This window comes from Lutispora sp. (genome assembly GCF_041687175.1).
Classification (GTDB): Bacteria; Bacillota; Clostridia; order Lutisporales; family Lutisporaceae; genus Lutispora.
In genome coordinates, this window is record NZ_JAWLCK010000023.1 from 18,665 (window position 1) to 31,637 (window position 12,973).

At 36.5% G+C, this 12,973-nt stretch carries 12 protein-coding genes and 4 tRNA genes; 2 read left to right on the top strand and 14 right to left on the bottom strand.

The window, feature by feature from the left end; all coding sequences use genetic code 11:
- Positions 1 to 55: 55 nt before the first annotated feature.
- Positions 56 to 132: transfer RNA gene (locus tag ACESM9_RS05575), tRNA-Arg, on the bottom strand.
- Between the two features lie 140 nt (positions 133 to 272).
- Entirely contained in the window at positions 273 to 779 is a 507-nt protein-coding gene (locus ACESM9_RS05580) for an O-acetyl-ADP-ribose deacetylase (protein WP_372996138.1), read from the bottom strand.
- A 117-nt stretch (positions 780 to 896) separates the two neighbouring features.
- Between ACESM9_RS05580 and ACESM9_RS05585 the strand changes: the two genes are divergently transcribed.
- The gene (locus ACESM9_RS05585; protein WP_372996140.1) at positions 897 to 1,496 is read left to right on the top strand and encodes an SOS response-associated peptidase; all 600 of its coding nucleotides are present in this window, start codon (positions 897 to 899) and stop codon (positions 1,494 to 1,496) included.
- Between the two features lie 11 nt (positions 1,497 to 1,507).
- Here the strand turns inward: ACESM9_RS05585 and ACESM9_RS05590 are convergent, their stop codons facing one another.
- Positions 1,508 to 2,170, bottom strand: a complete 663-nt coding sequence (locus ACESM9_RS05590; RefSeq protein ID WP_372996142.1) for a metal-dependent hydrolase — start codon at positions 2,168 to 2,170, stop codon at positions 1,508 to 1,510.
- 215 nt (positions 2,171 to 2,385) lie between these two features.
- Here ACESM9_RS05590 and ACESM9_RS05595 point away from each other — a divergent pair, with 215 nt between their 5' ends.
- Positions 2,386 to 3,069 carry a hypothetical protein gene (locus ACESM9_RS05595; protein ID WP_372996144.1) on the top strand — a complete coding sequence of 228 codons (684 nt, stop codon included), beginning with the start codon at positions 2,386 to 2,388 and terminating at the stop codon, positions 3,067 to 3,069.
- Positions 3,070 to 3,114: 45 nt separating this feature from the next.
- On the opposite strand, the gene ACESM9_RS05600 is transcribed toward ACESM9_RS05595, so the two are convergent.
- From ACESM9_RS05600 to ACESM9_RS05650, 11 genes are all read right to left on the bottom strand, one after another.
- Positions 3,115 to 4,158, bottom strand: coding sequence for a homoserine dehydrogenase (locus ACESM9_RS05600; protein WP_372996146.1), 1,044 nt, complete (start codon positions 4,156 to 4,158; stop codon positions 3,115 to 3,117).
- 66 nt (positions 4,159 to 4,224) lie between these two features.
- A complete protein-coding gene (locus ACESM9_RS05605) occupies positions 4,225 to 6,567 on the bottom strand; it encodes a DUF5050 domain-containing protein (protein WP_372996148.1) in 2,343 nt (780 codons plus the stop codon).
- Positions 6,568 to 6,738: 171 nt separating this feature from the next.
- Positions 6,739 to 6,815: transfer RNA gene (locus tag ACESM9_RS05610), tRNA-Arg, on the bottom strand.
- A 67-nt stretch (positions 6,816 to 6,882) separates the two neighbouring features.
- On the bottom strand, positions 6,883 to 7,362 hold the full coding sequence (locus tag ACESM9_RS05615) for a hypothetical protein (RefSeq protein WP_372996150.1): 480 nt from the start codon (positions 7,360 to 7,362) through the stop codon (positions 6,883 to 6,885).
- Between the two features lie 17 nt (positions 7,363 to 7,379).
- The gene (locus tag ACESM9_RS05620) at positions 7,380 to 7,865 is read right to left on the bottom strand and encodes an anti-sigma factor family protein (protein WP_372996152.1); all 486 of its coding nucleotides are present in this window, start codon (positions 7,863 to 7,865) and stop codon (positions 7,380 to 7,382) included.
- A complete protein-coding gene (locus tag ACESM9_RS05625; protein ID WP_372996154.1) occupies positions 7,846 to 8,442 on the bottom strand; it encodes an RNA polymerase sigma factor in 597 nt (198 codons plus the stop codon). The genes ACESM9_RS05620 and ACESM9_RS05625 overlap by 20 nt, the downstream gene beginning before the upstream one ends.
- Before the next feature lie 159 nt (positions 8,443 to 8,601).
- On the bottom strand, positions 8,602 to 9,774 hold the full coding sequence (locus tag ACESM9_RS05630) for a DUF4097 family beta strand repeat-containing protein (protein ID WP_372996156.1): 1,173 nt from the start codon (positions 9,772 to 9,774) through the stop codon (positions 8,602 to 8,604).
- Between the two features lie 112 nt (positions 9,775 to 9,886).
- The gene (locus ACESM9_RS05635) at positions 9,887 to 11,389 is read right to left on the bottom strand and encodes a M1 family metallopeptidase (protein WP_372996158.1); all 1,503 of its coding nucleotides are present in this window, start codon (positions 11,387 to 11,389) and stop codon (positions 9,887 to 9,889) included.
- Positions 11,390 to 11,494: 105 nt separating this feature from the next.
- Positions 11,495 to 12,376 (bottom strand): YegS/Rv2252/BmrU family lipid kinase, encoded by an 882-nt coding sequence (locus ACESM9_RS05640; protein WP_372996160.1) that lies wholly within the window; start codon positions 12,374 to 12,376, stop codon positions 11,495 to 11,497.
- A 333-nt stretch (positions 12,377 to 12,709) separates the two neighbouring features.
- Positions 12,710 to 12,801 (bottom strand) — tRNA-Ser (locus ACESM9_RS05645).
- 26 nt (positions 12,802 to 12,827) lie between these two features.
- Positions 12,828 to 12,917 (bottom strand) — tRNA-Ser (locus tag ACESM9_RS05650).
- Positions 12,918 to 12,973: the final 56 nt, after the last annotated feature.

Here is a 12,973-nt window from a genome sequence, read left to right on the forward strand (position 1 = left end):
TACAGACATAAGAAAAATACCAAGTCTTTTACAGCTTGGTATCGTATTGCATAAATGGTGCACCTAGAGGGATTCGAACCCCCGGCACACGGTTTAGGAAACCGTTGCTCTATCCTGCTGAGCTATAGGTGCATTTTATCGTACCCTGTTATTATAATAAATTTTTGAGAATTTATCAATGTCAATATGATGGAAAATCCATCTTTTCACCATATATATCTTTATAAATCAAACAAATACAGTTATATTTTATTATGTTAGGATTCATTAGCTTATTCAAGTAAGGATTTATAGCACTCATATACTTTTTCATTAAAGCAGGCAAATATCACTTTTTGTACACAAGTATCATTTGATAAAAATTTTTGAACCTCTTCTACAGCTATTTTAGTAGCTCTCTCAAGTGGAAATGAATACACACCTGTGCTTATGGCGGGAAAAGCTATAGTTTTTATATTGCTTTCTACGGCCAGCTTCAATGAATTCCTGTAAGCATTCCTCAATAGCTCATCCTCTCCATTACCTCCCCCTCTCCATACTGGTCCTACAGTGTGTATTACATATTTCGCCGGCAAGTTGTAGCCCTTGGTAATCTTGGCTTCTCCGGTTTTGCAACCGCCCAGGCCTCTGCATTCCTCCAACAATTTTGGCCCTGCAGCCCTATGTATTGCACCATCTACACCGCCACCACCTAAAAGGCTGTTGTTGGCAGCATTGACTATGGCATCAACCTGAAGCTTAGTGATGTCACCGAGATATACTTTAATCTTATCTTTCATCCTGATCAACTCCTTACAATTGATTTTGGTATTTTAGCATCACAATCCATTTGCCTATTTCCTAACAGATTCTAATATGCTACTATTATTTCAATATCATATAAAGGGGCAATGAATATGTGTGGCAGATTTTTGCTGGAAAGTGAAGTTGAGGATTTAGTGGCAAGGTATAATGCAGATTACTCCATGGAAAATTATAAATCAGGAGAGATATTTCCCTCCGAAAATCCTCTTACCGTTATTAAAGCAGATGATAAAATTAAGCTGATGCCTATGAGATGGGGTCTGCCTATTAACGATAGCAAAAGGCTTGTCATAAATGCCCGGGTTGAGACAGTGGATAAAAAGCCTATGTTTAAGTCATCCTTCCTTAAAAGAAGATGCATCATTCCGGCCAATGCCTTCTTCGAATGGAAAACAGTAAACAGCAAAAAAGTAAAGCATCGAATCAGTAAGGACAGTGAAAACATCTTTTCCATGGGTGCAATATATGATGATAATGGCTTCGTTATATTGACCATGGATTCTACTGAGGATATGAAGAGCATCCACAATAGGATGCCCTTGATTCTCACCAGAGAAGAGGAAAATATATGGCTGGACACCACCACTGATTTCTATAGGCTGAAGTCTCTGATATCCGGCTCTCGATTCATAGATTTCCGTATAAAACCGGCAACCCAGGAAAAAGAGTATACTCTTTTTGATTATTTATAGGATTTTTGTCATTACAGATCTACAGACTGTCCAGGTTTAAGCACTATTGCTTTTGAAGAAGTCTCATCAGCTACGGCTTTTGCAAATGCTTCAGGATCCTGCTTCAGTAGAGGGAATGTATTGTAATGCATAGGTATAACATACTTAGGCTTTATCATCTTTACGGCTTCCAGAGCATCCTCGGGACCCATGGTATAAAAATCTCCTATGGGCAGTAATGCCACATGGATATTATGCTTTTTCAGAAGCTCCATGTCCTTGGTCAGGCCTGTATCTCCAGCGTGGTATATCTTCTTTCCCATAACATCAACTATGAAACCACAGGCATGGCCTCCTTCTATGCCGCTTCCATGAAAAGCCTGAAAGTACTTGACGCTTCCGAAGTCGGTTTTTGCCTTGCCTCCAATATGTCCTGCCACCACATTATCATGACTTTTCTTGAATTCAATGCCTATTTCATTGGTTGTAAAAATAGTAGCGTTAGTTCTTCTGGCAATATCTAAAGCATCTCCCTTGTGGTCTCCATGATAATGGCTCACGAATATGTGGGTAGGATTAACCTCTGATGCCTTCACTGCTGCTACAGGATTGTCGGTTATAAATGGATCAAATAAAAGTGAGTATTTCCCATCCTCTACCAAAAAGCATGAATGCCCGATAAATCTGACTTTCACATCCATCAACCTCCATCTTTAAATAATTACTGGTATTATTATACCATTTACTGCTATACTTATAAACGCTTCAATCTTTATTTCTTGTATTTATGGAAATATTATGCAATAATTAATATAATGAGATATTCTTTATACCTTGTTAATGAATATTAATATGCTTGATCCGTAGAAGCTTTTTCTATGAAACAGGTGTTTTAACCGGAGGGAGTTTTATGTTTAGAAAAATGATAAGATTGTTGTGTATGATAATCTGCTGTTTATCTTTAATTGGCTGCACCTCAGATAAAACCCACCAGGATGAAAAACTTATAGATATGGTTAAAGAAAAGGAAATAAATGAATATCTGTTCTTTACCTATCAAATACCTTTTTCTGAATATGAGGAAAGCATGAAGAAGCTTTATTATAAAAATTACAGCCTGGATTATATAAAAAACAGTACTCGACCGGTAATTAGCTATGAAGATAGAAAGCTTATACTGAAGGATATAATAAATTACACTGAAGAAGACTTAAAGGAACTGCGCCAGGATGTTAAAAAAAATCTGGAGGAAGACATAAAAGCCGGCAGGATTATACCTGCAGAACAGATAGGTACAAGAGGTCCCCTTGAAATTTCCAAGGTATACTATGATGATACTTTCAAACATAAAGTGGTTTTCGTAAAAAATGAATTGAAATATGACGATCCCAACCTGAATGTCAAGTACTACAGGCGCCATATTTTCCGTGAAGAAGAGGGAGAATGGAAGCTTTGGGAGGTCAGGGAAGATTTCCATTATGGTGAAAAAATGCCCGTACCTAAAGCTGTAGAGCTATTTAGCAACTATAACGGTGTTGAAGTGGAATACCCATATACTATTGACTTAAATGAGTATAATAAAGAATGGTTCTAGCCGCAGCTAGAACCATTCTTTTAAATTCAACACTATGATAATAATTTACTTCAAATAGTCCTTAATCAATGTAAGCAAATCGCTGTATACACCATAGGCGGTCTGCTGTATCTCTGGGTACCTCTCAACTATGCAAATTTCACCCATCAGGTCTGTACTGATGGATAAAACAGATGTTGTAGAATCAATATTGCTGAATATATCTTTGTTATCTACAAATGATGGATATACTCTGCCTTTGATATCATCTTCATCTCTAAAGCCTTCACAAAGAAGCTTTATCTTTCCACCTTTTCTTTTTGCATCATCAATATCTTTCAAAGTAACGCCTGAGATACCTGTCCTATCTATAGTCATGGGAGTGGCATTTCCGTCCATAAGAACATTAATTAAAGCAGCCGTCTTTGCTGCAGCATCCCATCCATCTATATCCATGGAAGGGTCCGCCTCGGCGAAACCTCTTCTTTGGGCTTCTTTCAAAGCAGCTTCATAATCCGAGCCTGCTTCCATCTCTTCCATAATAAAATTGGTAGTAGTATTCAAAATTCCCTTAAAGCCTAATATCTTGCAGCCCGGCAAAGTCTTTTCCACCAAATTGAATATGGGTGTACCGTCCATAACTGTAGTTTCATGCAGCAAGGCCAAGCCCTTTTCATCAGCCATTTTCTTTAACCTTTTATAATCCCAGGCTATGGGACCTTTATTGGCGGTTATGACATGCATATTATTTCTAAAGGCTTCTTCTATGTGGCTTATAGCTGGCTGACCGTCCTCTATGGAAAGTGTGCTGAGTTCTATGAGCACATCTGCCTCTGATTTTTGCATGATTTCCAAGGCGCTGCCATCTATTCTTTGAGGGTTATTCTGAAAAAATCTCCCTTCTGTCTCTACCTCTTGCAATGCTCTATTCAAGTCTACTCCTGATGGATCAAAAAGAGCACCCTTTGACCTTGTAGATATGGCAGTAACAACTACATTGAAATTGTATGTATTTTTGATTTCTTCTTTTTTCTCCATAAGCATTCTGCAAAATTCCTTGCCTGCGTTGCCAAAGCCGATCATACAGATGGATAATTTTCTATTTTCCACTTTGCACACCTTCCTTATCATTAATATTCCAAAGCCTTATCTTATCCATTAAATACTTACAGTTCTCTAATTGTTGGTCAGTTTCATCACAGCAGTGCCATCCTTTTTCATCCTATATAGATTATCATCAAACTCATCTTGGTTAGCGATAATAAATATCCAATCACCTGCAAAATTTACATGTCTTATATACTTTGATTCATATAAAAGAGTGTTACCTGTTCCATCCATTCTTACCCGATACAGCTTTTCCTTGTAATCCATATAAGAAGCATTGTCAACAACCAAATAATAAATCCATTCCCCGTCAATATTAACTACATTCAATCTTGATATTGCTTTTTCAGTTCCATCATTTTTATAAATACGATCACTATAGTATATATAATCTCTAAAACCTATTATCTCTATAGCAGGTATATCAGAAGGCATATCATCTATTCTGGACTTCATGGAGCCATCTGTCTTCATTTTATAAGGGAAAGATGTATAATAATCATCCTTCGTCAGATCATACTTGGTATAGTAGATCCAATCTCCCACTACAGTGAAACTCTGAATTAAATCTTCTATGTTGGGTATCAGTGATTGTCTATTTGAGCCGTCTAATTTCATACGCATTATACTTCTTCCTGCATATTCTTCTTTGTAGTAGATCCAATCTCCCACAATCTGAAGGATGTCCTGATTGGCCTTAATATCTGTTTTTAGCTGTGTCTTGCCTGTTCCATCGGTTCTTATTTTATAAATAGAATCAGGCCCATTAGTAACTCTTATGTAATATATCCAGCCATCCTTCACATTTATGCTGCTGGCCAAGTCGCTGCAAACAAGGGTTTCTCCTGTTCCGTCCTCTTTAATTTTATATATCTTTCCCGCATATGTATATTGAATGCTGTTGGGATTAACCGTCTTTATATAATATATCCATTCTCCTTCTTTCGCTGCAATAGCTCTTCCCTTATTGTTTACTATATAATTGCCTCTGTTGGATAGATCCTCAGCATAGGGTTTTATGCCATATTTATATGCATACAAAGCCAAATCCAGGAATCTCATTTCTACAGCCTCAGTGCCGCCTGGTTTAACAAAATATCTTCCGTTGCCCCTGTTATAAGTTACCCAATCTTCTACAGAATTTAAGTTCCAAATTGTATCTGTATTATCGATGAGGGTTTGACCGCTACCATCCATATTAGCCCTATAGAGTGCGTAGTTTTCCATGCTCTTTAGGAAATATATATATTTATCTGAAATATTATATTCGGCAACACTTTCATCAACTAAAATCTCTCTGTTTGTTCCATCAATATTCATTCTCACCAGCTTGCTGTTTCCAGTGTAAAAATCTATATAGTATATATAATTTCCTTCTGCGCTTATGCTCCAGACCTTCTGTCCATAAGAAAAAATATTAGAACCATCAGCATCAGTCCTGAAAAGATAACCGGAAGCATCACTAAAGTAAACATAACCATTATGTACCACCAGGTTATTTACTCCTTTATTTACAGGGTCTGTGGTTAGCTTACGAAGCCCTGTTCCATCTGTCTTCGCTGTATAGATGCTTCTATTATCTGAATCATTGACAAAATATAGCTTGTCCCCTTCTATAACCAGTCTATCTGCTAATATATCAGGGAAAAGAACCTGCTTTTTGGTACCATCGACACACATCCTGGTTATATCTGCATGGATTTTGTTATCAACATCCCAATAGCTGCCTATGTAATATATCCAGTTTCCCACTACATTTAAATATTCAGGATAATCTGCTTCCTTCAAGTATTGTCTGTGCAAATTGTATTTCCCAGCATTCAAAGCTGTCAGTGAAGTCCCATCCTTTTTAACTTTATAGAGACTGTATGTATCATTATCATCATTAAAATATATCCAATCGCCCTGTTCAGCTATAAACCCTCTGCTATAAAGATTTCCGCCGGAATTGCCTCTATCATTCAATTTGTACTTAGGATTTGTAACTGATTTGCATGTTATCATCACTGTAGAAGATTCATTATTCCACTCAACTTTTCCTCCAAGACTTTCAGCAAAAAACCTTAAAGGAATCATAGCATGTCCCTTTGCTAAAGCAGGAGCAAAATCCAACTGTTTTTCCACATCATTAATTTTAGCTGCCTTTTTACCTATTGTAAATTGAATATCAACATCTTGGCTTGTCCCAATCACAGTTTGAGTCTTCTCATCCCAGGACATTGTTAAGCCAAAGGCTTCAAAAATATCACTTGCAGCCACCATTGTACAGCCATTTGGTGATATTGGCGGCTCACTATATTGGATATAATTCCCGTTGAGCAATACTTTTACTGGTGCCTCCGCGTATACAAAAGATACCAACAACATATAAGTAACTATTAGTACAAAGATAAAAAACAAACTTTTCTTCATATAAATGCTCCTTTCATAGAATTGAGATGTTTTGCCAGTGATTAAATTATACCTTAGCAAAATCGACACTTCAACCTTTGAGGCATCACAAAGCCTGACAACCTGCTACAGACTCTGCTTTTTTACACAACAAAAAAACCTTGAATTCTCAAGGTTTTTAATCTAACTATATGGTGCGCCCGACAGGATTCGAACCTGTGGCCCCTTGATTCGTAGTCAAGTACTCTATCCAACTGAGCTACGAGCGCATTTTAAGAACACAATATATATTATCACAAATATGGTTCAAAATCAAACAGCAAAAATTACACATCTTTATCCTTTTGCTTCAATCTTTCTACTTTTCAACAGCAGATAAAGGCCAGATATTATAAGAAATAAAGGAACAATACTTCTCCTTAAGGACCAGTATACATTCTGGAAATTAACACCAAATAAGGACATGATAACACTGCTGGGAAAAGTATTAAAAAGCCCTATAAGTCCCAAAACCAAAAGCCCAATACCTAAATACTTTTTATTCTTCAAAAATAAATCATAGCTGTATACTTCTTCATCAATTACAGTTTTTCCTGATGCTATTTGCTTTCTTATATTATATCCATCAAAAAAGCTAAAAAACCATAAAGGGAAACATATTACAGGAATCAGCTGTTCTGTATTAAAGCTCAGCAAAAGAGTAAATGCCCCAATAGTTGTAACCATGAGCTGTACTCCTCTTTTAAAAAGGCCCATGGACATCTGTGCAGCACCAGGTATTAAAGAAAAGAAAAAGAATAAAATGTTATGAATCATCTTTGTCCCCCTCTTTTTTATTGTTCGCTATCTGCATCTATTATTTTGCTTAAATCAAAGATTCTTTCTGAAATATCAATAATACTATTGTTAACCATTTCCAGAGGATTTATTATGTTGCTTTGTATTTGGGCCATGCTCTTATCAACTATGTTGGAATCAAAATATTGTTCCATCATAGGAAATAAGTTGAATAAAGCAATGATTATACCTGCTGCTATGAAGCTTATACCAAGGCTTCTAAGGTTGTTAATGGCATAAAGACCTATGGATTTATATTTTTGGAGGTCTATGGAATCCATTATACTGGTTATTAGTCCTGAGGGGGCTTCAATATTTCTTCCCAGGTTTGAAAGTATAGACTTTATTTCTATTATTCTCTCGTACTCTAATTTGCATGTATAGCAGTTGTTCAAATGCTCGTTTATGAGAAGATCTTCAATTTTTTCCGTATCACCTGCAACATATCGATGCAAACTCTTTCTAACTCGGCTGCATAGCAATTCTCCCACCCCCGAAAGCTTCTTTTGGGCTCAGTCTTTTCTTTATTAGCTTCCTTGCCCTGAAAAGTCTGGTATCTATAGTCTTTCTCGGAACCTTCAGTATATCTGCAATTTCCTGTGGACTAAAATCCTGAAAGTAATACATTATCATGACAGTCCTATAGATCTCTGGCAGCCTGCTGATTTCTGCCCTTATTATATCTGAATTTTCCTGCCTTAATAATATTTCCTCAGGATTGCTTCCGTAGTCAGCTATAAAGTCATATATATCAACATTCTCTTCATCCTGGCAGGAAAGGATTGAAATAGTCTTTGCTTTCTTTTTTCTTGTCCAATCAATACATCGATTTACGGCAATTCTAAATAAATATGTAGAAAACTGAGCTTTATTCTGGAAGTTGCTAAGATTGTTATACACCTTTATGAATATTTCCTGTGTTAAATCCTTAGCCTCTTCATAATCTCTGGTATAACTGTAAGCTGTAGAATAGACCTTGTTTTGATACCGGCTTACAAGCTCAGCATATAAATTTGTCTCCCCATTTATGATAAGCTCTATGAGCTCTTCGTCTCTCAAGTATTGCCACCACCCTCCGACTTACTATTTTGACGATCTAATAATATGTTTTCTTCAAAAATACAGTCTGTTATATAATTCATATTACAATATATTAATTATACCATATTAGAAAGACTTCCATTGAAAGCATTATGGCAATCATGGAAGCCTTCTTCATTATTTCATCTCAATATTTCCGTTGCTGGTTTTTAGCCTTATTTCTTTGCTACCGTTGCCAAGTTTAGTTTCCAGGTATTTTTTCTGGCCAGAATCTCGGACATCATCCTTAAAGCCTTTTATGCTTCCAAAGCTGGTTTCTGCGTATACTCTTCCATTTTCTGCGCTTTCTTCATCTATCTCCACATTTCCGAAGGAGGTTTCCACATCAACGTTACCCTCTACGCCAGCTATTTTCACATTACCATTTCTACTTTCAGCCACTACATTCCCTTTCACATTATTAATCCTTATATTGCCAAAAGATGTTTCCGTATCTATGCTTCCAGCAACATCTTCTATTCTGATATCCCCATTGCTGCTAGATGCGTCGATATTTCCGCCTATGTTCTCCATTTCAATTCTTCCGAAGGAATTTTCCACTTCTACATCCTTTGAGCAATCCACAAGCTTAATATCTCCATGGCTATTTTTTACTGTAGTTTTTCCTGCACTTTCCACATCAATGTCTCCAAAGCTGTTTTCTATATCTACTGTTATACCCTCAGGTATATAGACTATAAAGTCAACCATTGCCTTTTCATAGTCTCTGCTTCTGTTAGATGATATTTTATCTATATAAATATTAGTGATCTGTCCTTCTTCAATTCTTATTGCATCCTTTATATAATTCCTGGCCTTATTTTCGTCGTTATATTGAACCGTAACATTTGCTTCAAGCCTTATCTCATTGGAATTACCCTTTCTTATTTCAATATCTCCAAAACTGTTGGTCAGCTTCAATTCCTTTATGTCGTAATCTTTAGATATACCATCTTTGGTGATTTTTTCTTCTATTTTGCCTCTGTAATTCAGGTTGCCAATAAAGGGTATATCCCCTATCCCCCTTATATTTATATGTCTAAAACCTATAAAGCTGCTGTTTGCAAAAATCGCTGCCAGTATTATGAAAACTATACATAATCCATCTATGCTAAATCTTACATTTTCATCATTTCTTCCGTAAATAGACATGTATATTACTATCTCCAATCCTAGTCCTATAAGGAGAAGAGGCCAATACTTATACACATCCTTTATAGGCAGGTCAGTAAAATTTTGGGCAAACATCACTGAGCCTGCTGTAATCAAACCTATGGCTAAGGTTATGGTGCCTATCTTTTTCTTTCTCATATAAATTCCTCCAATTACAAAACTAATAGTCCTTACATTCTAATATACGATAAACTATGTAAAAAGTTTGAAAAAAAGTAAAAGCTGCAGAATAAATCTGCAGCAAATAACCCTAGTAAATATTATTAATCCAAGGCTTAAAGAATTCTGTTAAGTCCTTACCGCTTACCTCTTCACATACCTTTATAAAATCACTGGTAGTGGCAATCCTGAACTTATATTTTTCTACATAGGTCCTGACTATTTCTAAGAATGTATCTTCTCCCAATGTTTTTCTGAGCTCACTAAGCATTTGGGCTCCCCTGTCATAGGCAGTGGGGCCGTAATCATCCCAATCTTCAAACTCAGATAAAGACTTTACAAGTTCTCCATCGATAATCTGGGAAGACAATGCTTCTTCAACGCTGTTTTCAATTGACCTGGTATAATAATCCTGTCCAGTCTTCTTGCCGAAGGTTCGCTCTATAAATATGGTTTCCGAAAATGCAGCAAAGCCTTCATCCAGCCAAGCCTCATCGATTTGGTCATTTCCTACGATACCATAAAACCATTGATGAGCAGTTTCGTGGACAATGGTTATTATGAGGGGGTCACTGGAATAACTGGGTTTATAGTATTTATCGCTTATATACACCAAGGCAGGATATTCCATTCCACTGGGAAATTCGGTCTCAACTACAGAATAAACCGGATATGGATATTTGCCATATAACTGGCTGAAAAGTCTTAAGGATTTAACACCATATTCCAAAGCCTCTTCTCCTCTTACCCTGTCCTCCTTATAGTAATATGACATTACTTTAACTCCATCAACTTCTTCTTCAATGACAGCAAAATTATTGTTAGCTACAAAGGCAAAATCCCTCAGAGCTTTTCCTTCATAAATTCTTTTTACTTTGCCATTATCCTCTTTGACTTCTTCCACCAGTTGGCCGGAAGCTGCAACAATATATTCTTCAGGTGTTTTTATGCTTACTCTGTAATCTGCAGCATCGCTGTAAAAAGGATCACCTATAGCATAGTATTTATCCAAATTCCATCCATCTTTTTGGTCATATACTGCTGCCACAGGATACCAATTGCCTAGATTGAAGTTATTCTCTCCATAGCCGAATCTCTCCCCTGCCGGAGGGATCTTTAGTGCAAATTCTATTCTCAGACTCATTCTCTCGAAGGGCTTCAAAGGTGAGTCCAACTCAATCTTGAGAATAGTATCCCCTTCTCCGGATAAAGAATATTTAAGAAGCTTTTCTCCGTCTCTATCCTTCTTGCTTACAGAGATTATTTCCCCATATCCTGACTCAAAACCTCTCTTGTATGCATTATCAAAATCATCAAAAAGGAAGGGAGCTGTTTCTTTCGTCTTAAAGGCATTGGGATATACATGGAAATATAATTCCTTCATTTCAACATTATCATTGTTATAGTAATTGACTTCTTCCACAGCTGTCAAAGTTTTCTCTTCCACATTAAGCTCTGCCTCAATGTTGTAATAGTTCCTCGCCTCAACCTCATCCATCTGCAATACTGGTGCTGCTTCCTTTTGCATTAAGCAGCCGGACATGATAAACATCAATATAAGGAGCAAAGGAAGTAGTTTTAGTCTGGATTTCATTGAGATCATTCCCCTCTAAATTCAAAATCAATATATATTATTCTTAAACCTCAATAATATACTAACATAGTTAAAGATCATTATTAACAATATCCTTAACTTACCTCATCTAGGAATAAAGACCTTTATGTTCTTCTTCTCCACCTTTATATCCAGAGGTAAAATAGGTCCTCTCTCCCCATCTATATCACTTTCAACAGTCTCATCAGATGATATCTTCAGATTATCTGTCTGAAAATGATATATATTAGGATCGCCTACATGCTCACCTCTCAACACTTTAATAATAAGATTTATTATATTGGTTATATTGGCTGCCTTAATGGCTATTACATCCAATAATCCATCATAAACAGAAGCATAGGGTGCCAAACGAGGGAATCCTCCTGCAGTGCTTCCATTTAAAACAAGAAAAAGATATAAATCATCTTCTATTACTTTGTCATCATATTCCATTTTCATTGTTATAGGTCTAAGATTAGGGATTTCTTCAAAGCCTCTCAGATAGTAGGCAATTTTGCCCAAACTGTTTTTCATGCCTATATCCGTTTTATATGCTACATCGGCTAAAAGACCTGCGCTGCATACATTTACAAAATATTTGCCGTTAACTACCCCTGTATCAACTTCAAGTATTTCACCACCAGTTATTATCTCGCAGCATTTGATTATATTCCTTGGGATTCTCATATGAGCTGCAAAATCATTGGAAGTGCCGAAGGGAAAAATTCCTATAGGCAGATCTATGCCATGCTTCTTCATGGCATTTACAAGATTGTTTATGGAGCCATCTCCTCCTGATACTGCAATAGCTGAATACTTATCATCTATTTCACATATTGCATTATCCATATCATTGGCTCCCATAAGCCTATAGGGAGATACTATGTAACCAGCCTTTTGAAAGTTTTTTATAACTGTATCCAATCTATTCTTAAATGAGGCATCACCAGCCACAGGATTGTAAATAAGTCTAACCTTTTTCATAGAAGCTGCTACCTTCCTTTTTATTTATTATTGACTAATTTCTACTTTCTACTTCAATTATATTCCTATAATTTTTATAAGCAATATATTAAAAAATGTGTCCCTGCCTTCAGTGGAGGTGAAACCAATACTGCAGTGTCAATTATTGCTTCAGGATTGATACTTTCTCCTGTAGTAGTATTATATTTCTACTTGCTTAAGAAATCTCATAGAAATGTTCTTTAATAGATAAATGCTCCCAAAGGTCGGCTTTCGTTTTCGAATCCCTCCTTTAAGTCCTTTTATATATTTTTACATAATAAAAAAATCACTCAACTGAGTGATTTGCTTTAATGGCGGAGAAGGAGGGATTCGAACCCTCGCGCCAGTTTCCCGACCTACGCCCTTAGCAGGGGCGCCTCTTCGACCTACTTGAGTACTTCTCCAGGTCTAAGTTTTAAAATTTTATTTATGGAGGAGAGAGTGGGATTCGAACCCACGGATGTCGTGAAACATCTCTGGTTTTCAAGACCAGCTCCATCAACCACTCGGACATCTCTCCAAATTTAAGACATATTAAATTATAACAGGTAAAGTTGTAAGTGTCAACAACAGCAA

What these genes read in the sequence shown, in the direction of transcription:
- ACESM9_RS05580 (WP_372996138.1), bottom strand. Translation starts at nt 779, where the DNA reads ATGAAAGATAAGATTAAAGTATATCTCGGTGACATCACTAAGCTTCAG.
- ACESM9_RS05615 (WP_372996150.1), bottom strand. Translation starts at nt 7,362, where the DNA reads ATGATTCATAACATTTTATTCTTTTTCTTTTCTTTAATACCTGGTGCT.
- ACESM9_RS05630 (WP_372996156.1), bottom strand. Translation starts at nt 9,774, where the DNA reads ATGAGAAAGAAAAAGATAGGCACCATAACCTTAGCCATAGGTTTGATT.
- ACESM9_RS05640 (WP_372996160.1), bottom strand. Translation starts at nt 12,376, where the DNA reads ATGAAAAAGGTTAGACTTATTTACAATCCTGTGGCTGGTGATGCCTCA.
- ACESM9_RS05605 (WP_372996148.1), bottom strand. Translation starts at nt 6,567, where the DNA reads ATGAAGAAAAGTTTGTTTTTTATCTTTGTACTAATAGTTACTTATATG.
- ACESM9_RS05635 (WP_372996158.1), bottom strand. Translation starts at nt 11,389, where the DNA reads ATGAAATCCAGACTAAAACTACTTCCTTTGCTCCTTATATTGATGTTT.
- ACESM9_RS05595 (WP_372996144.1), top strand. Translation starts at nt 2,386, where the DNA reads ATGTTTAGAAAAATGATAAGATTGTTGTGTATGATAATCTGCTGTTTA.
- ACESM9_RS05585 (WP_372996140.1), top strand. Translation starts at nt 897, where the DNA reads ATGTGTGGCAGATTTTTGCTGGAAAGTGAAGTTGAGGATTTAGTGGCA.